The 19,173-nt window shown below is 69.4% G+C and carries 19 protein-coding genes; 11 read left to right on the forward strand and 8 right to left on the reverse strand.

The window, feature by feature from the left end; translation table 11 throughout:
- Positions 1–14: 14 nt before the first annotated feature.
- Both P3102_RS18290 and P3102_RS18295 read right to left on the reverse strand, forming a co-directional pair.
- Complete coding sequence (locus P3102_RS18290; RefSeq protein WP_276370862.1) at positions 15–440, reverse strand: nucleoside deaminase; 426 nt, start codon at positions 438–440, stop codon at positions 15–17.
- Entirely contained in the window at positions 437–1,306 is an 870-nt protein-coding gene (locus P3102_RS18295) for an LLM class flavin-dependent oxidoreductase (RefSeq protein ID WP_276370864.1), read from the reverse strand. Before P3102_RS18295 ends, P3102_RS18290 begins: the two co-directional genes overlap by 4 nt.
- Positions 1,307–1,399: 93 nt before the next feature.
- Between P3102_RS18295 and P3102_RS18300 the strand changes: the two genes are divergently transcribed.
- Positions 1,400–1,846, forward strand: coding sequence for an Lrp/AsnC family transcriptional regulator (locus P3102_RS18300; protein WP_276370866.1), 447 nt, complete (start codon positions 1,400–1,402; stop codon positions 1,844–1,846).
- 22 nt (positions 1,847–1,868) lie between these two features.
- On the opposite strand, the gene rox is transcribed toward P3102_RS18300, so the two are convergent.
- The gene (rox, locus tag P3102_RS18305) at positions 1,869–3,311 is read right to left on the reverse strand and encodes a rifampin monooxygenase (protein ID WP_276370868.1); all 1,443 of its coding nucleotides are present in this window, start codon (positions 3,309–3,311) and stop codon (positions 1,869–1,871) included.
- 234 nt (positions 3,312–3,545) lie between these two features.
- Here rox and P3102_RS18310 point away from each other — a divergent pair, with 234 nt between their 5' ends.
- From P3102_RS18310 to P3102_RS18320, 3 genes are read left to right on the forward strand one after another with little or no spacing between them, the layout of a single operon-like run.
- Positions 3,546–4,220, forward strand: coding sequence for a TetR/AcrR family transcriptional regulator (locus P3102_RS18310; RefSeq protein ID WP_276370870.1), 675 nt, complete (start codon positions 3,546–3,548; stop codon positions 4,218–4,220).
- Entirely contained in the window at positions 4,217–5,350 is a 1,134-nt protein-coding gene (locus P3102_RS18315) for an NAD(P)/FAD-dependent oxidoreductase (protein WP_276370872.1), read from the forward strand. Before P3102_RS18310 ends, P3102_RS18315 begins: the two co-directional genes overlap by 4 nt.
- A 54-nt stretch (positions 5,351–5,404) precedes the next feature.
- Positions 5,405–6,214 carry a hypothetical protein gene (locus P3102_RS18320; RefSeq protein WP_276370874.1) on the forward strand — a complete coding sequence of 270 codons (810 nt, stop codon included), beginning with the start codon at positions 5,405–5,407 and terminating at the stop codon, positions 6,212–6,214.
- On the opposite strand, the gene P3102_RS18325 is transcribed toward P3102_RS18320, so the two are convergent.
- Positions 6,178–6,768: a CGNR zinc finger domain-containing protein gene (locus P3102_RS18325; protein ID WP_276370876.1), complete on the reverse strand. Its 591-nt coding sequence runs from the start codon at positions 6,766–6,768 to the stop codon at positions 6,178–6,180. The two genes, P3102_RS18320 and P3102_RS18325, sit on opposite strands and share 37 nt — an antisense overlap.
- Before the next feature lie 119 nt (positions 6,769–6,887).
- Between P3102_RS18325 and P3102_RS18330 the strand changes: the two genes are divergently transcribed.
- Both P3102_RS18330 and P3102_RS18335 read left to right on the forward strand, forming a co-directional pair.
- Entirely contained in the window at positions 6,888–7,634 is a 747-nt protein-coding gene (locus P3102_RS18330; RefSeq protein ID WP_276370877.1) for an MBL fold metallo-hydrolase, read from the forward strand.
- A gap of 232 nt (positions 7,635–7,866) precedes the next feature.
- A complete protein-coding gene (locus P3102_RS18335) occupies positions 7,867–8,583 on the forward strand; it encodes a class I SAM-dependent methyltransferase (protein ID WP_276370879.1) in 717 nt (238 codons plus the stop codon).
- Between the two features lie 924 nt (positions 8,584–9,507).
- Here P3102_RS18335 and P3102_RS18340 read toward each other — a convergent pair.
- Positions 9,508–11,145, reverse strand: coding sequence for a hypothetical protein (locus tag P3102_RS18340; RefSeq protein WP_276370881.1), 1,638 nt, complete (start codon positions 11,143–11,145; stop codon positions 9,508–9,510).
- Positions 11,146–11,233: 88 nt separating this feature from the next.
- Entirely contained in the window at positions 11,234–12,418 is a 1,185-nt protein-coding gene (locus P3102_RS18345) for a helix-turn-helix domain-containing protein (protein ID WP_276370883.1), read from the reverse strand.
- Between the two features lie 110 nt (positions 12,419–12,528).
- Between P3102_RS18345 and P3102_RS18350 the strand changes: the two genes are divergently transcribed.
- Positions 12,529–13,401 carry an SGNH/GDSL hydrolase family protein gene (locus tag P3102_RS18350; protein WP_276370885.1) on the forward strand — a complete coding sequence of 291 codons (873 nt, stop codon included), beginning with the start codon at positions 12,529–12,531 and terminating at the stop codon, positions 13,399–13,401.
- A gap of 79 nt (positions 13,402–13,480) precedes the next feature.
- Here the strand turns inward: P3102_RS18350 and P3102_RS18355 are convergent, their stop codons facing one another.
- A complete protein-coding gene (locus P3102_RS18355) occupies positions 13,481–14,662 on the reverse strand; it encodes a S8 family peptidase (protein ID WP_346660185.1) in 1,182 nt (393 codons plus the stop codon).
- Positions 14,663–14,930: 268 nt separating this feature from the next.
- On the opposite strand from P3102_RS18355, the gene P3102_RS18360 reads away from it, so the two are divergent.
- Together P3102_RS18360 and P3102_RS18365 are read left to right on the forward strand one after the other, a co-directional pair.
- Positions 14,931–15,734: a pentapeptide repeat-containing protein gene (locus P3102_RS18360; protein ID WP_276370887.1), complete on the forward strand. Its 804-nt coding sequence runs from the start codon at positions 14,931–14,933 to the stop codon at positions 15,732–15,734.
- An 89-nt stretch (positions 15,735–15,823) separates the two neighbouring features.
- Positions 15,824–16,777 (forward strand): YafY family protein, encoded by a 954-nt coding sequence (locus P3102_RS18365; protein WP_276370889.1) that lies wholly within the window; start codon positions 15,824–15,826, stop codon positions 16,775–16,777.
- On the opposite strand, the gene P3102_RS18370 is transcribed toward P3102_RS18365, so the two are convergent.
- On the reverse strand, positions 16,756–17,694 hold the full coding sequence (locus P3102_RS18370) for an AraC family transcriptional regulator (protein WP_276370891.1): 939 nt from the start codon (positions 17,692–17,694) through the stop codon (positions 16,756–16,758). The two genes, P3102_RS18365 and P3102_RS18370, sit on opposite strands and share 22 nt — an antisense overlap.
- Before the next feature lie 82 nt (positions 17,695–17,776).
- Here P3102_RS18370 and P3102_RS18375 point away from each other — a divergent pair, with 82 nt between their 5' ends.
- Together P3102_RS18375 and P3102_RS18380 are read left to right on the forward strand one after the other, a co-directional pair.
- Positions 17,777–18,604 carry an NmrA family transcriptional regulator gene (locus P3102_RS18375; RefSeq protein ID WP_276370893.1) on the forward strand — a complete coding sequence of 276 codons (828 nt, stop codon included), beginning with the start codon at positions 17,777–17,779 and terminating at the stop codon, positions 18,602–18,604.
- Between the two features lie 32 nt (positions 18,605–18,636).
- A complete protein-coding gene (locus P3102_RS18380; RefSeq protein WP_276370894.1) occupies positions 18,637–19,128 on the forward strand; it encodes an anthrone oxygenase family protein in 492 nt (163 codons plus the stop codon).
- Positions 19,129–19,173 lie beyond the last annotated feature (45 nt).

A 19,173-nucleotide genomic window follows, 5' to 3' on the forward strand; every position in this document is an offset into this window, starting at 1 on the left:
CGATTCGCCGTCGCTCAGGTGTAGTAGCCCTCCACGGGGACGCGGGCTTCGTCGTACAGCGCGGGGCCTTCGAGCCGGACAGGCGGCGCGGTGGACGGCGGCTTGAGCGCGGTGACCTGGTCGCCGGAGAGGGCGAACACGACCCTGCCCAGGCCGGAGCGTTCGATGGCGCCCTGGCACATCCCGCACGGCTGGCAGCTGGTGTACATCGTCGTCGCGGCGGCGAGGGCGGGTTCGAGTTCCCGGGCGGCCCAGACGGCGAGTTTGAGTTCCGGGTGCAGGCTGATGTCCGATTGCGACACCGAGGTGTTGTGGTCCTCGGCGAGCACCGTGCCGTCGGGGCCGACGAGCAGCGAGCCGAAGGGCGGGTCGCCGTCCGTGCGGGATTTCGCGGCCAGTTCGATGGCGCGGCGGAGGAACTTCTCGTCTTCTTCGGTCATCGTCGGTCCTGTTCGGTTCGGTAGCGGCCCAGTTCCCAGTGTGCGGCCACGGTCGCCAGTGCCTGCCAGGCGGCTTCCGGGCGGAGTGTCTCCTCGGGGTCGCCGGAGAACGGGTCGAGTACGACCGTCTCGGCGCCGAGGTGGCGTAGCCGGTCGAGGTCGTCGACGATCTGCTCGATCGTGCCTTCCCCGGCGAGGCGGCCGGGTCCGGTGACCGGACGGCCGGTGATGTTCAGCAGGATCCGCGGGGTGAAGGCGGGGACGGGCCGGTTCTGCGCGTCGGCGATGGTCTTGACCCTGGTGAGCGCTTCGGTGAGCCAGGGGAGGGTGGCGCGCAGCGGATGCCAGGCGTCCCCGACCCGGACGGCGCGGCGGATCCCGGCGTCGCTGTTGCCGCCGACCCAGATCGGGATGTCCCCGGCGCGGTAGTCGGCGTCGTCGGTCCAGGCCTTCCGGACGGCGTCGAGGTGGCCGTCGGTCAGCTTCCCGCGTTTCTCGAACGGGACGTCGAGCGCTTCGAACTCCTGGCGGGCCCAGCCGGACGCGACGCCGAGTACGAGCCGTCCGCCGCTGAGCTGGTTCAGGTTCGCGGCCATGCGGGCGATCAGCAGCGGATGCCGGTACGGGACGATGAGCACGGTGGTGCCCAGCCGGATTTCGTTCGTCACGCCGGCGAGCCAGGACAGCGTCGTGAACGGTTCGTAGAACGGCGCCGGATACTGCTCGGCGACGTCAGGGGTGATGGCGACGTGGTCGGACACCATGAGCAGGTCGTAGCCGAGGCCTTCGACCGTGGTGGCCCAGCCGCGGAGGATTCCGGGATCGGTTCCCGGTCCGAAATTCGGGACGTTGACACCTATTCGCACAGGTCAAGGCTATCGGCGGAGCGTGGAGGCCGGGAAGAGATCTTTCCCGGCGTACGGGCGCCTCCGCCGTGGATCTGCCGGTATTCTGCGCGGATGGCCGAGACTCTCGACGTGACCGACTGGGCGATCCTGGTGGAGCTGCAGAAGGACGGGCGGCTTCCGCTCACCGAGCTGGGGAAGCGGGTCAGCTTGAGCGCGTCGGCGACGACCGAGCGGGTCAAGCGGCTGGAGTCGGCCGGGGTGATCACCGGCTACCGTGCCGAGGTCGACCTGGAGAAGGCCGGGTACGTGGTGCTCGCGGTAGTGCGGCTGAAGTATCCGGGCAGTAAGCACGCGCCGTTGCACAAGCTCTTGGCGGAGCGGACCGAGATCCTCGAATGCCTGCGCACGACCGGTGACGACTGTTATTCGCTGAAGATCGCGGCGCCGTCGATGGGACGGCTGGAGGAGATCGTCAACGAGCTCGCGCTGTTCGGGAGCACGAACACCAACATCGTCTACAACCAGACCTTGCGTTATCGCGGTCCGCAGGGCCCGTGAGCAGGCACGGGCCCTGCGGAGGTCAGTTCCCGGCGGGCTGGCTCACTTCGGCTTCTCCGAACCACCGCCACAAAGCCGTGAGCAGCTCTTCCTGGTCTTCGCCCGCCCACGCCACGTGCCCGTCCGGCCGCAGCAGCACCGCCGGTACCTCGAGCTCTTCGCTGACGTCGACGACGTGGTCGACCCGGTCCGCCCAGTCCCGCACCGAGAGCGCGCCGGTCTGGTCGAGCAGCAGGCCGCGGCCGCCGCGGGTCAGTCCGTAGAGATGTCCCTGCTCGAGTTCCAGATCCCGCATCCGGCGGCCGAGCAGCTCGTGTCCTTCGCCGAAGTCGTAGCGAATCGCGGTCGCGGTGATCCTCTCGGTCAGGAACAGGCTCACGTCCTCGAACTCCATCAGTTCCGCCAGCAGCCGCCGGACGGCCTGCGAACCCGGATCCAGCGACATCAGCTGCATCTGCGCGCGGGTGTTGTCCAGCACGGCGGCGGCCACCGGGTGCCGTTCGGTGTGGTAGGTGTCCAGCAGGTCTTCCGGCGCCCAGCCGTTGACCGCGGCCGCCAGTTTCCAGCCGAGGTTGAAGGCATCCTGGACGCCGAGGTTGAGTCCCTGCCCGCCGACCGGCGGGTGGATGTGCGCCGCGTCGCCCGCGAGGAACGCGCGGCCTGACCGGTAGCGCTCGGCCAACCGGGTGGCGTCGCCGAAGCGGGAGAGCCAGCGCGGCGAGTGCACGCCGAAGTCGCTGCCGGCGATGGCCTTGAGCTGTCGTTTGATCTCGTCGAAGGTCGGCGGGATCCGGGGATCCTCGGCCAGTCCTTCGGCGGGCACCCCCACCCGGTACACCCCGTCGCCGATGGGGGAGAGACCGAACCGCAACTGGGTCTTGCGGACCTCGGTCATCACGGCGAGCACCGTTTCCCAGTCCTCGGTCAGTTCCATCTCGCCCAGCAACGTCTCGGTGGTGGCGGGCTCGCCGGGGAAGTCGATCCCGAGAAGCTTGCGCACCGTGCTGCGGCCGCCGTCGCAGCCGACGAGGTAGCGCGAGCGCAGTGTCGTCCCGTCGGAGAGTTCGACGTCCACGCCGTCCTCGTCCTGGCTCAGGCCGGTCAGTTCGCGACCGCGCCGGATGTCGGCACCCGCCTCGGTGGCGTGTTCGTCCAGCAGACGATCGGTGATGGTCTGCGGGATACCCAGGATGTAGGCATGGGCACTGTCCAGTGGCGGCGCCGGTTTCAGGATGCCCGCGAAGGAGCCGCCGACCGGGTACTTCGTGCCGTGTTCGAGGAAGCGCTCCAGCAGGCCTCGCTGGTCCATCACCTCGATGCTGCGGGTGTGCAGGCCCATGGAGCGGACGACCTTGGTCGGTTCCGCGTCCTTCTCCACGACGACCACCTGGACGCCGTGCAGTCGCAGTTCGGCGGCCAGCATCATGCCGGTCGGTCCGCCGCCGGCGATGATCACGTCGATCAAAATTCCCCCGATTGTCGAGCTTGTGTTGTCCGGCGGGAGATTCTGCGGCACGACCGGGGTCTTGCCGCAAGCCCCGGGGTGCGCTATAAGTTGGAAGTGGCAGGGAGCGTCGATCTCCCTGCTTTCGTCATTTCGGTCCGCTGTGGACGGTCAACTTCTCTGTGAAAGCAGCGCTTTGTTCTTGCCCGCTACGTCGAACATGTTCGTGACGAACATGTTCGGTACAGTGGAGGCATGGCACCCGAGAAGAGCCGCCGGGAGCGTCCGGCCAAACCCGCGCTGACCCGCGACGGCATCGTCGCCGCCGCGGTCGCGATCCTGCGCGAGGAAGGCCTGCGGAAGGTCACGATGCGCCGCCTGGCGCAGGAACTCGACACCGGAGCGGCCTCGCTCTACGTCTACGTGCGCAACACCGCCGAACTGCACGCGGCGATCCTGGACGAACTTCTCGGCACGATCGCCCCTCCGCCCTCCGAAGGCGGCTGGCGCGACCGGCTCGAACAGCTGCTCACCGGCTACACCTCGACACTGCTCGAGTATCCCGGTCTCGCCTTGTCCGCCCTGGTGGCCCGCCCGAGCGGGGAGAACTACCTCGTCCTGGTGGAGAACCTGCTCGCCCTGCTCGCCGAGGGCGACGTGCCACCCGAGCGGCGTGCGTGGGGGATCGACATCCTGCTCCAGCACGCCACGGCGACCGCCGCCGAGCACGCCGAGCAGAACTCACCGGATGACTGGGGCGCGCTGGCCCGTGCCGTGCGCGACGCCGACGAGACCACCCACCCCCGGATCGCCGCACACGCGGCCGACCTGCTCACCGGACGGCCGGAACAGCGGATGTCGTGGGGATGGCGGGTGCTGATCACCGGAATCACCCAGACCGGCCTGCCACCCGAAAGGAACCCGACATGACCGCACACCACCCCGTCGCGATCATCGGCGCCGGACTCGGCGGCCTCACCCTCGCCCGCGTCCTGCACGTCAACGGCATCGAGGCCGCGGTCTTCGACCTGGAGGCGTCCCCGTCCGTGCGGGCACAGGGCGGAATGCTCGACATCCACGTCGAATCCGGCCAGGCGGCGCTCCGGGCCGCCGGACTGCACGACGAGTTCCGCTCGCTCGTGCATCCCGGTGGGGAGGCCCTGCGCATCCTCGACCGGCACGCGGTGGTGCACCGCGAGGAGACCGACGACGGCGACGGCGGACGTCCCGAGGTCGCCCGCGGTGACCTGCGTGACCTGCTCCTCGGCGCCTTGCCCGAGGGCACTGTTCGCTGGGGCGCCAAGGTCACCGGCACGCACCCGCTCGACGGCGGCGGACACGAGGTCACCCTGGCCGGTGGCACGACGTTCACCACGGACCTGCTGATCGGCGCCGATGGCGCGTGGTCCAAGGTCCGGCCCCTGGTCTCGGCCGCCGAGCCGGCGTACGAAGGCATCTCGTTCGTCGAAGTGCGGCTGAACGACGCAGAGAACCGCCACCCCGCGAGCGCCGCGCTCGTCGGAAGCGGCATGTTCTTCGCGCTCGGCGAGGCCAAAGGATTCCTGGCGCATCACGACACCGCCGGCAGCCTGCACGTCTACGTCGCGGTGAAGACCGGCGAGGACTGGATCTCCACTGTCGACTTCAGCGACACCACCTCCGCGAAAGCCGCCGTGCTGGCCCACTTCGACGGCTGGGACGCGGGCCTACGAGCGCTGATCACCGAAGCCGACGGGGAACTGACCCCGCGGCCGATCCACGCGCTGCCCGTCGGCCACCGCTGGGAGCGCGTCCCCGGCGTCACGCTGCTCGGGGACGCCGCCCACCTGATGTCGCCGTTCGCCGGCGAGGGAGCCAACCTCGCGATGCTCGACGGCGCCGAACTCGGCCTTGCCCTCGCCGCCCACCCCGGCGACCCCGAAGCCGCTCTCAGCGCGTACGAGACGGCCCTGTTCCCGCGCAGTGAGGCCTCGGCGGCCGAATCCGCCGAAAGCCTCGACCTCTGCTTCACCGAAGACTCCCCGAAGCCTTTACTGGAAAGATTCGCCTCCTACCGTTGAGGCAACCATCGCGCGGCGCCGGGCGTGTACCCGGCAGACGATCGAGGGGGAACAGTGGCGAAAGGCACACTCAGTTTCGAAGAGATCGCGGTGACCAGGAAGTGGCTGGCGAAACACGGTGTCGAGGTGGTGACACCATCGAGACTGCTCGCCGCCCGGATCGGCCCCCGCCTGAGCCGGACGATGTCCGGCCGGTTCCGCTGGGTCGCCGGCGCGGTGGCGGTGAGCGTGCTGCTGGGCATCGCCTACGGATCCCTGGGCTTTCGTGACGGCGAGGCACCGGGCAGTGTCTACTTCTGCTTCATCTGCGGTGCCGTGCAGGTCGCGCTCTGGCGGTCCTACCTGCGCCGCGAGCGGGAACTGGGCCCGCTTCCGGTGATGGACCGGCGGTCCGCGCGCCGGCCGTCGGCTCTCGGGATCCTCGGCGGCTGGTACGCGTCCTCGTTCGTGCTCACTTTCGGCGGCGGTGCCGCTCTCGCCCTCGCGATCTTTCTGAACACCCCGGCGAAGGCGTACGCCACGGGCTGGTTCATCGCGCTCGGCTGGGGCGTCGTGTGCTGCTCGGTGATCCTGGTGAGCACTTTGCGGCGGCCCGTCCACGCCGAAGACAGGGCTTCGATGGCCATCGACACCGAACTGCGCGTCATGGACAGCCAGGCAGCGGTGCCTGGCTTCTACGCGGTGATCCTTCCGCTCGATCCGGTGGCCGGCGACGGCACGCCCGCCGGGTTCACCGGCTGGCTGATCGCCTATGCCGTGCTCGGGCTGGGGACGACCGTGCTCGGTCTCCGGCGACATCACCGCCGTCCCGCGTTGCCGCCCGGCGACTACGAAACCCCGGTCGGCTGCGAGCGCCTGGCGTAGGCGCGGGCGGCGCGGACCCTGTCGCCACAGCGCACGGAACACCACTGACGCCGTCCATTGCGCAGGAAGAACCGGGTGCACGGCGGCGACCCGCAGGCGGCGATCCGCTCCGCGTCCGGCCCGGTCAGCAGGTCCGCCGCGTTGGCGGCGAGGGTAGCCAACGCGTGCTCGACGAGCTGGGTGATCGGATGCGACGCGGTGCGGTACAGCCCCCGGACGGGGTCCCAGCGCAGGAGTTCCGCGGTGGGGGCCTTGCTCAGCGCGTCGTTGACGGCGTTGAGGGCACTTTGCGGAGCCGGATCCGAGCAGGATCTCGCCGCGAGCAGCACACGGACCTGTTCACGCAACGACCGGACCAGGCCCGCGCACATCTCCCGCAGACCGGCGTCGACCGGCGCGAGCCCGTGCTCGGCCAGCCAGTCCGTCGCGGCGGCCGGAGTGCCGAGGAGATCGGTGAACCGGCCACCGGGCAGCGCGACGGTGGTGTTGGCGAGTGCCAGCGCGACGTACTGCTCGGCGCCCGGAGCAGGGGGAAGGGCAGCGGTGTCGTCCACGTTCTCATGGTAGGCGCCGGGTTCGACCCTGAGGAGCCTCACGGACGCTGTTGCACTATTCCGTGAGAGCCGACTAAGGTCACTCACGGAAAGCACAGTATCTATCCGTGAGGTGGACCATGATCCAGATCAGCGAACAGCTTTCCGTCCAGGTCATCGGCGGGCCGACCGCGCTGATCGACTACGGCGGCCTGCGGTTCCTGACCGACCCGACCTTCGACGAGCCCGGCGACTATGCGAGGCCCGACGGAAGACCCGGTCTCACCAAGACGGTCCCGGCCTCGGTGAAACCCGAGGACCTCGGCCACGTCGACGCCGTCCTGCTCTCCCACGACGAGCATCCCGACAACCTCGACAACTCCGGCCGGAAATTCCTGGGCGAGGTGCCACTGACCCTCACCACGCCCAGCGGCGCGAGCCGGCTGGGCGGCACCGCGAAAGGACTGGCGACCTGGGAGACCGTCGAATTGGGATCCGTGACCGTGACCGCCGCCCCCGCGCTCCACGGACCGGAAGGCGCGGAGAAGATCACCGGCGAGGTCGTCGGCTTCGTGCTCACCGGCCAGGGCCTGCCGACGGTCTACGTCAGCGGCGACAACGCCTCACTCGACGTCGTCCGGCAGGTCGCCGACCGGTTCGGCCCGGTCGACACCGCCGTGCTCTTCGCCGGGGCCCCGCGGCTGAAGCCCGTCTTCGACGGCGCCCTGCTCGTCCTCGACAGCGCACTGGCCGCGGAAGCGACGCGAATCCTCGGCGCCCGCACGGTCGTCCCCGTGCACATCGACAGCTGGGGCCACTTCACCGAAAACCGCGCGGACCTGGAGGCCGCGTTCACCGCCGCCGGTCTGGCCGATCGGCTGCGGTGATCCCTCGCCCCGGCCGGCTCGAAACGCCACCGGGAACGGTTGCTGTCGCTTCTCGGCACCGCGCTGACCTGGACGGCCCGGGTTCTCCCATGCCGCAGGGATACGCTCAGCGACACCACTGCGACATGGGGGACACCAGAGCGGCGCCGATAGCGGGCCGCACGGGCTCATGATCCGGTTTCCCGGTGGTTCCGGAAGATGTGCGCGCTCCGCCGATGTCATATTGGGCCATATGTCGAACAGTCCCGAAACCCCCGCGGAAACCGACTACGACACCTTCGCCGAAGCATATGCGGCCGAGAACGAGACCAGTCTCATGAACGCCTACTACACGCGACCGGCGATCCTGGATCTGGCCGGAACCGTGACAGGCAGGCGGATTCTCGACGCGGGCTGTGGAGCGGGCCCGCTGTCCGAGGCCTTGCGCGACCGGGGCGCGATCATCAGCGGCTTCGACTCCAGCGCGAAAATGGTCGAACTGGCCCGAAAGCGACTGGGCGCCGACGCTGCTCTTCAGATCGCCGACGCGGGCAGCCCGCTTCCCTACCCCGACGCCGCGTTCGACGACGTCATCGCCGCCCTGGTACTGCATTACCTGGAGGACTGGACCGCGCCGCTCGCCGAGATCCGGCGCGTGCTGAAGCCGAGCGGACGGCTGATCATGGCCGTCAACCACCCCACCGTCTTCAAGCTGCTCCATCCCGAAGCCGACTACTTCGAGACCGTCAAATGGTCTGAGGAGTACACCTTCCACGGCCAGAAAGCCGTGCTGACGTACTGGCACCGGCCACTGCACGCGATGACCGACGCTTTCACCGCGGCGGGGTTCCGGACGGCCGTCGTCAGCGAGCCCTACCCGGCACTGGGCGCCCACGAGCGTTTCCCCGAGGAACTCGCAGGCAAGACCGCGTTCCTCGGCTTTCTGTTCTTCGTCCTCGAAGCCGAATGACAGGACGTGGCCCGTCCGGGCAGGCCACGTGGTTTCTCAACCCAGCACCGCTTCCGGGGACCCACCGTCGCTGAGGTACGTCGGCGGCTCAGCAGAGCCGTGCGCGGCCCGGTCCTTGGTGAAATCTCTCGCCGTCCGTGGGGATGAACAGATTTCCGGAGCGCGTGCCTTGTGCCGGCCCCTCGATGCAGTCGCTCTGGCCGACAAGGCGGGCGTTGACCAGGCAAAACGCTCTCAGATGGCCGCTGGGCGCCTAGTTCGCCCCTCTTGGTGTCTTCGGTTCGACTTCGATCGCTTCCTGGCGGGCCCGTTCGCGCCCTCATTCGACCCACTTTCCGTGGCACTCAGTCATAAGAGGCATTATCACTGTGTGCACACGCTCGAATGGTTTCGCGTAACTTCCACGTGTAAATGGTTACGCGTATCACGTAAACGGACAAAATGACCAGCTGGTGCCGTGAACGCGACGGAAGATGAGATGAGAGAGTCGGGACAACCTCGACCCGTCCGCGGCGACCGTCAGCTGGCCCTCGTGAGCGCTCCGCAGGCGTGGGCTCGAAGCCGCCGTCATTCGCAGCGGGGATCCCGCACGCCCGGCTGCCAGGTCGTTTCGCGCACCCAGCGTGGTGAAGAGGCGGCCACCACGGAGAACATCGCCTCGGCAAGCGCGAACGCGGCGACGCCAACGAGATCACCGTGAACGCGACCGGACAACCATCCAGTGGCCGCCACAGGCGGGGCCGACTACCTCAGGGGCCGACAGCGGCCGTAGCGCATACCGACCTCCGGTGACGGCAATCCGGCCGCCGCCCGCGCGGGACGAAACTCCGGCTCACCACTGCGGGCATCCCGGCGGGCCATACGAAGAGGCTCCTGCCGGTCGTGCGGGCACGCGCTCGTGAAGCATCCCTGATCTCGGCCGGCTCAGGGAAGGACGTGGCCGAGCTTGTCCAGACCCTCGCGGATCCCGTCTTCGATGCGCCGGTACGTGTCGGCGCCGGTGACCAGGCTGTCCGCGACGCCGCCGACCGTCTCCACACCCGCCGTCAGCCGATCGCCGGCCGCGGTGAGGTGCCTGGTCATCGTGTCGCTGAAGGTGACGGCGGCGGGCACCTCGCCGAGCAGATGCGACACCAGTTGCAGCCGCGACAGGGTGCCGGCCGCGCCGCTCAAGGTGGACGTCGCCCCGTCCAGGACACCCGCGGCGCCGACCAGCGAGTCGGGGTCGGTCTCGTATCCGGCGTCGCCGGGGGAGAGCGCGCCGTCCGGGTCGAGGCCCAGCTCTTCCAGGGAGATCCTGGTCAGCTCGGGCTCGTCCCACTTCTCGCCCGGGTTCTTCTGATAGCCGTAAGCGCCGGATTCGTGCGCCAGCACGATCTCACCGTCGATCTCGACGGCTTCCTCGACGCCGTGCGAGTCGTAGCCGTCGTCGTTGCCCGGCTCGCCGCCCTTCAGTTCGATCTCTTCGCGATCGTTGAAGTCGTACCACTCCGGTGTCCGGTCCTGTGCGTAGAACTTGCCGCTGTGCCCGTCGGACGAGGAGAAGATGAATTCGTCGTCGCGCACCACGACGCCCTGGACGTTGTCCGGTGTCTCGATCGGCTCTCCGGCCTTGTCCGGCTCGGGTGAGCCGTTCTCGCCGACGGGGATTTCGTAAAGCCGGTTGTTGGCGTAGTCGCCCACGAAGAGTCTCCCCTGGGCGTAGGTGACATAACTGTGGGCGGGTGTGGCGACCACGTCGATCGCGGTGACCGGTTCACCGCTGTTCTGCGCGGCGTCGAGTTCGGCCTTGTCGTAGACGTACACGTGTCCGTTGGACGACACCCAGACGTGTTCGCCGTTCGTGGCGACGCCACCGGTGTGCGTGGGCGCGCCTACCTCGCCGTTGCCGTCGAGATGGACGTTCCCCGTTTCTCGGCCCGTCTCGTAGTCGACGTAAGTCAGCCTGCTCGGCGTCAGCCCCGGACCGATCGGGTTGTCGCCGGACCCGTCTCCGTCGCCGTCGTGGTACGAACCCACGAGCAGGTTCTTGCCGTCGTAGGCCAACCCCTGAGAAGTCCACGGCCGGCCAGGGGCGACGCCGCTGATGTCGGCGTTGCCGTCGCTGTCCCAGCCGCCGCCGGTGGTGGTCGCCAGCGCGTTCAGCTTGCTTTCGTAGGTCTGCTGCGCGGCGGTCAGAGCATGGACCGTCTTCATCGCGATCTCCGGCGCTTCGAGGAGATCGCTCAGACCCAGCTTCCGCCACGGCGTGATGGCCGCCTCCGCCGACGCTCGCAGCGCGGAGTACGCCTTCGCGGCGCCCTTGACGGCCGATTCCGCGATGCCGAGCTGGGCGTACACCTCGGCGAGGTTGCGCGAGGACTCCTTCGCCTTGCCGACGAACTCCGCCGCCGCCGTACCGCGCCAGGACCGCGCCGCCCGCAGTGCGCCGTCGGAGATCCCGTCCGCGACGGTCTGCAACGACTTCCTCGTGTCGGCGATGGTGGCACCGACCTCGGCGATGCCTGCCACGTCGCCCGAGGTGAGCCTGGCGTACAGCGGTTCGGGATCCAAGAACGGCATCGGCTTCTCCTCGGGCAACCCTGGTCAGGGGTGGGTCGTGCGCGTTCAGACGCCGACAGGCGGACACCGGTTCCCGTCGTCCTCGACATCAGCGACTTGCAGGTTCCCTCGATATCAGCGGATCGATTCTCAGGGCGGTGGCCAGCGCGAACCGGCCCGCCGGATCGTCGATCGTGCCGCCGAACAGCGTCCGCAACTGCCGGATGCGATACCGGACGGTCTGGACGTGGACGTGCAGCTCGACACCGATGGCCTGGGGCTGATCCGGCCGCGCGAGCCACGCCGCGAGGGTCGCGGTGAGCCGTTGCCTCGCCGGTCCGGGCAGACCGGCCAGCGGGGCGAGGACCTCCCTCGAGAACTCGGCGGCGAGTCCGGGATCGGCGGTCAGCAGCAGGTCGATGCGATGATCGGTGGTGTGGACGAGAGGGTCGCCGCCGAGGGCGCCGGTGCGGGTCAGCCACCACAGCGCGCTCGCCCGGCGGGCGCTGAGCGCGGCCGAGTGAAGTGGCACGACCGGACCCACCCCGGCCTGGTCTTCGCCGAGCAGCTCCCGCAACCGGCCGAGATACCACTTCATCCGGTCGGCGGGCATGACCACGGCGGTGAGGTCTTGGTGGCGGCCGATCAACACCCGTCCCGGCATCCGGTCCAGCAGCTGCGGGGCGACATCGGCGCTGGTGACGGCGATGACGAGGCGACCGGGCAGAATCCACGCGGCCTGGCCGGCGGCGTCGTCGAGCACGTCCCTGGCGGCGGCCGGTTCGGTGAGAAGGAGGCCGAGGAGCCGGTCCCGCCGCGCCTGCCCGGCCCGCGCCGCCTGTGACCGCGCTTCGGCGTATCCGTCGGCGGCCGCGGCCGAGAGCTCCGCGATGAAGGCGAAAAGCGCCTCACCGAGTTGGACGATCGCCTGGGTCGGCAGGTCCACGGCCGGCGCAGCCGAGGTGAGCTGCCGCCAGACCCCCAGCGCCGCCGACTGGTAGAAGCCGAGCATCTCCTCGAGGCTGCGGCCCGCGGTGTGCTGGGCGCGGCCCTGCGCCCGGTAGACCTGGCGGTCGGTGGTGATGTCGGGATGGCCGATCTCGCTGAAGAAAGCGTGCAGCGCGACGTCGAGGGTGACGTGGAGGTTCGCCGCCGTCCGGTCGTCCAGCGGAGTGCGCAACCCGGCGCGGACCTGGTCCATCGCGGCGGACGCGATCGCCGCGATGTCCGGCTCCAGCCGGGTCAGCACCGAGGCGTCCAGCCTGCGCCATGGCTGTGCCGACGCCTTCGTCATAGAGGGAACCTACAAAACCCCGAGCTGGAACGCGCGCCTCCGTTCTAGTGGTTTTCCGCTGCTCAGCGGACGCTGTCCGCAGCATTCGACGACGCATGCAGGAGGCGGCAGTGACACGTACGCGCTGGGCAAGACTCGCCCGGATCGCCGCGGTGGCGGGCACCGCACTGACCCTGGTCGGAATCGGGACACCGGCCCTCGCCGCGGCGGAACGTCAGGTGTACGTCGCGATGGGCGACTCGTTCTCGGCGGGCTCCGTGGTCCTGCCGCAGTCGGATCTGCTCACCTGCGCCCGGTCCGCGGTCAACTACGCCGGTCTGCTGGCGAAGCAGCTCGAGGTCGACGAACTGCGCGACGTCACCTGCGGCGCCGCGACCACGGCTCATTTCACCAACCCGCAGAAAGGCATCATCTCCGGCACCAATCCGCCGCAGTACGACGCGCTCTCGGCCGACACGACACTGGTAACCGTCGGGATCGGCGGCAACGACGTCGGGCTGGTCGGGCTGGCGACGTCGTGCGTGAACCTGCTTCCCGTCGGCGCCTCGTGCAAGGCGGCCAACACCGCGGGCGGGGTGGACAAGTACGCGACCGAGATCGACGCCTTCGCCGCGACCTACGGCACGGTCATCGAGCAGATCCGCCAGCGCGCACCGCGGGCCGAGATCGTCATGGTCGGCTACCCGACCGGGATCAAGTCCGGCGGCTGCTGGCCGCTGGTCCCGGTCCTGCCGCAGGACGCCGACTACATCCAGGCCAACATCGACCGGCTCAACGCGCGGATGGCCGAGCAGTCCGCCGCGCACGGCGCGAAGTACGTCGACATCCGGACGCCGAGCATCGGGCATGACGCGTGCCGGCCGATCGGCGTCAAATGGATCGAAGGGCTCATCCCGTCGGTGGTGAACAACAGCTTCGCCCCGCTGCACCCGAACGCCGCCGGACTCGCGGCCGTGGTGCCCAGTATCCGCAAGGTGCTGTAGCGCGCCGACGCCAGGAAGGGACCGTTCCTTGCGAAATTTGCAAGGAACGGTCCCTTCCTGGCACGCGCGGGGACCGGGATCAGGCGGTCGGCGCCCAGTACAGGAGCCGGTTCGGGGAACCGGAGCCCGGGTTCGTCACCTTGCCGGGGGTGGCCGCGTTGATCAGCGCGGTCGCCACCTGCGCGGGGGTGGCGGTCTTGTTGTTCTGCAGGAACCGGGCCGCGACACCGACCACGTGCGGGGTCGCCATCGACGTGCCGCTGATGGTGTTCGTCGCGGTGTCGCTGGTGTGCCACGACGACGTGATGTTCGTGCCCGGCGCGAAGATGTCCACGACGCTGCCGTAGTTCGAGAAGCTGGATCGCGCGTCGGTGTTGGTGGACGAGCCGACGGTGATGGCCTGGGTCACGCGGGCAGGGGAGAAGCCCGAGGCGTTCGCGTTGGAGTTCCCGGCGGCCACGCCGTAGGTGACGCCCGCGGCGATCGACCGGCGGACGGCCTCGTCGAGGGTGGTGGAGGCGCCGCCGCCGAGGCTCATGTTGGCCGCGGCCGGTTTGACGTGGTTGCTGGTGACCCAGTCGATGCCCGCGATGACGCCGGCGGTGGTGCCGCTGCCGGCGTTGTCGAGCACGCGGACGCCGTAGACCGTGGCTGCCTTGGCGATGCCGTACTGCGCACCGGCGATGGTGCCGGCGACGTGGGTGCCGTGACCGTTGCCGTCCTGGGCGACGGCGTCGTTGTCGACGAAGTCGTGGCCGTTGCGGGCGCGGCCGCCGAAGGTCTGGTGGCTGATCCGCAAGCCGGTGTCGATCACGTAGACGTTCACGCCCGCGCCGGTGCTGGTGTAGCCGTATTTCTGGTCGAGCGGGAGGTTGCGCTGGTCGACGCGGTCGAGTCCCCAGGACGGCGGGTTGGTCTGGGTCGCGTCGGCGTGGACGACCTGGTTCTGCTCGACGGACGCCACCGAGGGGTCGGCGGCGAGCCGCTTGGCCTGCCACTCCGGCAGCGTCGCGGAGAAGCCGTTGAGCGAGCTGCTGTAGACCTGTTCCACCTTCGCGCCGAAGCGGTTCGCCAGCGTGCCCACGACGCCGGTGTCCTTCAGGGTGACGATGTAGCTGTTCGGGATCGCTTCGGCGGATCCGGCGGCGAGGATCTGTCCTTCGGCGGCGTGCGCGGGAGCGGCGGTCACGCTGATCGCCACCGCGACCGCGCTCGCCATTCCGGCACGCGACAGCCAACGTGTTTGTCTCGTCTCTCGCATGTGTTCGTCCTGTCGTTCGCGGGGGGACCGGCCGGTCAAGACCACAGCGGCGGAAAGCGGTCCAGCTCGACCGCATGGGGCGGCACCTGCCGACGCCCACGAAGATCGAGGTTATTGAGCGTTTGACATGTCCGATATCGACTGAACGGGGCAGGACCTGACCTTCGTCTGGCGGCCATTGGCGGTGGGTGCCCTGCACGGAAAGTGCGCCTCGGTCCCTCCGTACCCTGGGACGGAACCCTGCCGAGCGTCTGGAGTCCGAACCACCGTGCCAGCCCATTCCAGCCTGCGGGCCGACTGCGAGAACTGCTTCGGCCTGTGCTGTGTCGTCCCGGCCTTCGCCGCGTCGGCGGATTTCGCGATCACCAAACCGGCCGGGCGGGCGTGCCCGAACTTGGGCGAGGACTCCCGGTGCGGCATCCACGACAAGCTCCGCGGAAAGGGCTTCACCGGCTGCACGGTCTACGACTGCTTCGGTGCGGGCCAGAAGGTCTCCCAGATCACCTTCGACGGCGAGGACTGGCGGAAAGCGCCGAAAACGGCGAGGACGATGTTCGCGGTGTTCCCGGTCGTGCGGGATCTGCAGGAACTGCTCTACTACCTCACCGAGGCGGCGTCGCTGCCGACGTCCGCGCCGATCCGTGACGAGCTGTCCGAGTTGATCGACCGGACGGAGCGGATGACGCTGGAGACACCCGGGGTGCTGCGGACACTGGACGTCCACACGCATCGGGGCGCGGTGAACGGACTGCTGGTGCGCGCGAGCGAACTCGCCCGCGCCGAGGTGCCGGGCAAGAAGAAGGACCGGCGCGGTGCCGACCTCATCGGCGCCAAGCTCAAGGGCGCGAAGCTGCGTGGCGCGCTTCTGCGCGGGGCGTACCTGATCGGTGCCGACCTGCGGGGAGCCGATCTCCGGCGGGCGGACGTCACCGGGGCGGACCTGCGTGACGCCGACCTGCGGGGCGCCGATCTGCGCGACGCGCTCTTCCTCATTCAGTCCCAGCTGGACGCGGCGAAGGGCGACGCGACGACGAAACTGCCGGCGTCGCTCTTCCACCCCACGCACTGGTGACCCCGCGTTTCGTCATCCGGATGCGGTAGTTCGCGGCACCGACCACCGCATCCGGATGACGAAACGCGGCGGGCTGCGAGACTGGGTGGATGCGTGCCGATCGCCTGGTGGCCACCCTCCTGCTGATGCAGGCCCGTGGCCGCGTCACGGCGTCCGAACTGGCGGGCGAGCTCGAGATCTCCGTCGCCACCGCCCGGCGTGACCTCGAGGCGCTGTCCGCGGCGGGCGTGCCGGTGTATCCGCAACCCGGCCGGGGCGGCGGCTGGTCGCTGATCGGCGGCGCGCGCACCGACCTCAGTGGACTGTCCGCGCCGGAGGCGCAGGCGCTGTTCCTGCTCGCCGGTCCGGCAGCGTCGATCTCGCCCGAGGTCAAATCCGCGCTGCGGAAACTGGTCCGGGCCCTGCCCGACACCTTCCGCGCCGACGCGCGGGCCGCCGCGGACGCGGTCGTGATCGACCCGGCTCGGTGGGGCGAGCGCGAGAAGGAACGGCCCGAACTGCTCACCGTGCTGCAGGGCGGGATCGTCCGGCGCCGCAAAGTCCGGTTCGGCTATGCGAAAAAGGGCGCGGAACCGGTCGAGCGGGTCGTGGATCCGTGGGGGCTCGTGGACAAGGACGACATCTGGTACCTGCTCGCGGGCACCGAGAAGGGCCGGCGCACCTTCCGCGTCGACCGCATGTCCGACGTCGAGGTGAGCGACCTGCCCGCCGGGCGCCCGGACGACTTCGAGCTTTCACGGGCGTGGGAGCAGGTCGTCGACCGGGTCGAGCAACGGCGTGCGGGGCTGGACGCGACCGTGCTCATCGCCGAGCGGCATCTGCCGATCCTCCAGGACCACTTCGGGCGGCAAGCACGCGTCGAGGAGACGCTCGACGACGGGCGCGTGCGGGTGACGGTCTCGGCGCCGGTGGCGTGGATGGTCGCCCGGCAGCTCGCGGGCTGGGGCTCGACGATCGAGGTGCTGGGGCCGCCGTCGGTCCAGGAGGAACTCGCGCGGATCGGCGCGGAACTGGTCGAGCGTTACGCGACCCCGGTGCGGTAGCCCTGTGGGCTGACCCCGTGTTCGCGTTTGAACGCGGTGCTGAGCGCGAACGAACTGCCGTAGCCGACCTGTCGGGCGACCGCGCCGATCGTGACGTCGGGATGCTGGCGCAGGAGATCCGCGGCGAGCGCGATCCGCCAGCTCGCGAGGTAGGCCATCGGCGGTTCGCCGACCGCGGCGGTGAACCGCCGGGCGAACGCGGCCCGTGACACTCCGGTGTCGGCGGCGAGACTCGCCACGGTCCACGGTTGGGAAGGCTTGTGCTGCAACAATTTCAGCGCACGCCCGACGACGGGGTCGCTGTGCGCGCGATACCAGGCGGGGGCCGCGGCGCCGGGCCGGTCGAACCAGGTCCGCAGCGCGGCGACCAGGAGCAGGTCGAGCACCCGGTCCAGGACGGCTTCCTGACCGGGCGTGTCCTTGACGATCTCCCCGGCGAGCAGCGGCACGAGCGGGTTCTCCCACTCCTCGTCCCGCACGACCAGCAACGACGGCAGCGCGTTGAGGAGCCGTTTGCTGATCTCCCCTTCCAGCGGATAAGTGCCGGTGAGCAGCACGACGGGACCGTCCGGATCGCTGCCCCAGGTACGGACGCCGAGATCGGACAGCTCGGTGAGGTGCTGTCCGTCCGGGGTCAGGCATTCCTGTCCCGGCAGGATCACCGCCTGCGGCGGCGTTGCCGGGTCGTCCGCGACGAGATACGGATCCGGGCCGCGGGCGACGGCGATGTCGCCGGTGCCGAGGCGGACCGCGTCCCCGTGCTCGGGCACGACCCAGGACTTCCCGCGAACCTGCGCCATCACCGTCAGCGGCGCCTCGTCCGCGACACGGAGCGACCACGGTGGGGTCATCACCGACTTCAGCAGGAACGCGCCGCGGGCGCGGGGTCCGTCGAGCAGACCAGCGAGAGGATCCATGTCGAAAAGTGTAGACGATGAAACATGGAAGAGAGCCTTTGAACTATGTTACGTCTCAGCTTGTGCCGCTTGACTATGGGGCATGACAGAGACGAAGAACAACGAGACGGTCCTGGTCCTCGGCGCGACGGGCAAGACCGGGAGCCGCGTGGCGCAGCGGTTGACCGAGCGGGGGATCGAGGTGCGGAAGGCCTCGCGGCCGGCCTTCGACTGGGACGACCGGTCGACCTGGACCGCCGCGGTCTCCGGAGTCACCGCCGCCTACCTCACCTACTACCCCGACCTCGCCTTCCCCGGTGCCGCCGAGGCGATCCGCGACTTCTCGAAACTGGCCGTGGAGCACGGAGTCCGGCGGCTGGTCCTGCTGTCCGGCCGCGGCGAGGAAGAGGCCGTGGTCAGCGAACAGGGTGTGCGGGACTCCGGTGCCGAGTGGACGGTCGTGCGGTCGAGCTGGTTCGCGCAGAACTTCAGCGAGCACTTCCTGCTGGAACCGGTGCTCGCCGGCGAGATCGTGCTGCCCGCAGGCGAGGTGACCGAGCCGTTCATCGACGTCGAGGACATCGTCGACGTCGTCGTGGCGGCGCTGACCACCGACGGGCACCACGGCCAGGTGTACGAGCTGACCGGGCCCCGACTGCTGGGTTTCGCGGACGCGGCGGCCGAAATCGGCAAGGCTTCGGGGCGAGAGATCTCATACGTTCCGGTTTCCGCGGCGGAGTTCGCCGCGGGAGCGGCCGAACAGGGCGTGCCGGAAGAAGAGATCGAGGGCCTGACCGACCTGTTCACCCGCGTCCTCGACGGCCGGAACGAATCCCTCACCGGTGACGTCGAGAAGGTGCTGGGCAGGCCCGCGAGGGACTTCTCCGACTACGCCGCGAAAGCCGCGGCCACCGGGGTCTGGAATCGATGAGACGAGCGGGAATCGGAAGGGAGGCGACAGGAATGGCGACGCTGAGCGAGATCGTCCTGATCGCGGCCGTCATCACGGCGGGGTTGATCGCGGGCTTGTTCTACGCCTACACGTGCTCGGTCATGCCAGGGCTGGGGCGGGCCGACGCCCGGACCTATGTGACCGGGATGCGGGAGATCAACATCGCCATCCTCAACGGCTGGTTCGCGATCAGCTTCGGCGGCGCGCCCCTGCTCGCCGCCGCGGCGGCGGCGCTGCACTTCCGGTCGGAGCTGCGGTCCGCGTTGCCGTGGCTCATCGCGGGGTTCGTCCTGCTGCTGGTGATGCTGATCGTGACGATGGCGCTCAACGTGCCGCTGAACAACGCGCTCGAAGCCGGTTTCGACGGCGACGACACCGACTTCGAGGCGTTGCGGGCCCGGTTCGAGGGTGTCTGGGAACGGTGGAACCTGGTCCGGACCTTGGCCGCGATCGGCGGCTTCGGCGCTCTGGTAGGCGGGTTGATCGTGCACGTCCGCACCTGATCCGCCTCACGGCGCGTGTCAGGAAAGGGCCGGTCGAGACGTTCT

The organism is Amycolatopsis sp. QT-25, from assembly GCF_029369745.1.
Lineage (GTDB): Bacteria > Actinomycetota > Actinomycetes > Mycobacteriales > Pseudonocardiaceae > Amycolatopsis.

What these genes read in the sequence shown, in the direction of transcription:
- P3102_RS18330 (WP_276370877.1), top strand. Translation starts at nt 6,888, where the DNA reads ATGATCCAGATCAGCGAACAGCTTTCCGTCCAGGTCATCGGCGGGCCG.
- P3102_RS18315 (WP_276370872.1), top strand. Translation starts at nt 4,217, where the DNA reads ATGACCGCACACCACCCCGTCGCGATCATCGGCGCCGGACTCGGCGGC.
- P3102_RS18355 (WP_346660185.1), bottom strand. Translation starts at nt 14,662, where the DNA reads ATGCGAGAGACGAGACAAACACGTTGGCTGTCGCGTGCCGGAATGGCG.
- P3102_RS18365 (WP_276370889.1), top strand. Translation starts at nt 15,824, where the DNA reads ATGCGTGCCGATCGCCTGGTGGCCACCCTCCTGCTGATGCAGGCCCGT.
- P3102_RS18340 (WP_276370881.1), bottom strand. Translation starts at nt 11,145, where the DNA reads ATGCCGTTCTTGGATCCCGAACCGCTGTACGCCAGGCTCACCTCGGGC.
- P3102_RS18375 (WP_276370893.1), top strand. Translation starts at nt 17,777, where the DNA reads ATGACAGAGACGAAGAACAACGAGACGGTCCTGGTCCTCGGCGCGACG.
- P3102_RS18345 (WP_276370883.1), bottom strand. Translation starts at nt 12,418, where the DNA reads ATGACGAAGGCGTCGGCACAGCCATGGCGCAGGCTGGACGCCTCGGTG.
- P3102_RS18290 (WP_276370862.1), bottom strand. Translation starts at nt 440, where the DNA reads ATGACCGAAGAAGACGAGAAGTTCCTCCGCCGCGCCATCGAACTGGCC.
- P3102_RS18335 (WP_276370879.1), top strand. Translation starts at nt 7,867, where the DNA reads ATGTCGAACAGTCCCGAAACCCCCGCGGAAACCGACTACGACACCTTC.
- P3102_RS18370 (WP_276370891.1), bottom strand. Translation starts at nt 17,694, where the DNA reads ATGGATCCTCTCGCTGGTCTGCTCGACGGACCCCGCGCCCGCGGCGCG.
- P3102_RS18310 (WP_276370870.1), top strand. Translation starts at nt 3,546, where the DNA reads ATGGCACCCGAGAAGAGCCGCCGGGAGCGTCCGGCCAAACCCGCGCTG.
- P3102_RS18380 (WP_276370894.1), top strand. Translation starts at nt 18,637, where the DNA reads ATGGCGACGCTGAGCGAGATCGTCCTGATCGCGGCCGTCATCACGGCG.
- P3102_RS18300 (WP_276370866.1), top strand. Translation starts at nt 1,400, where the DNA reads ATGGCCGAGACTCTCGACGTGACCGACTGGGCGATCCTGGTGGAGCTG.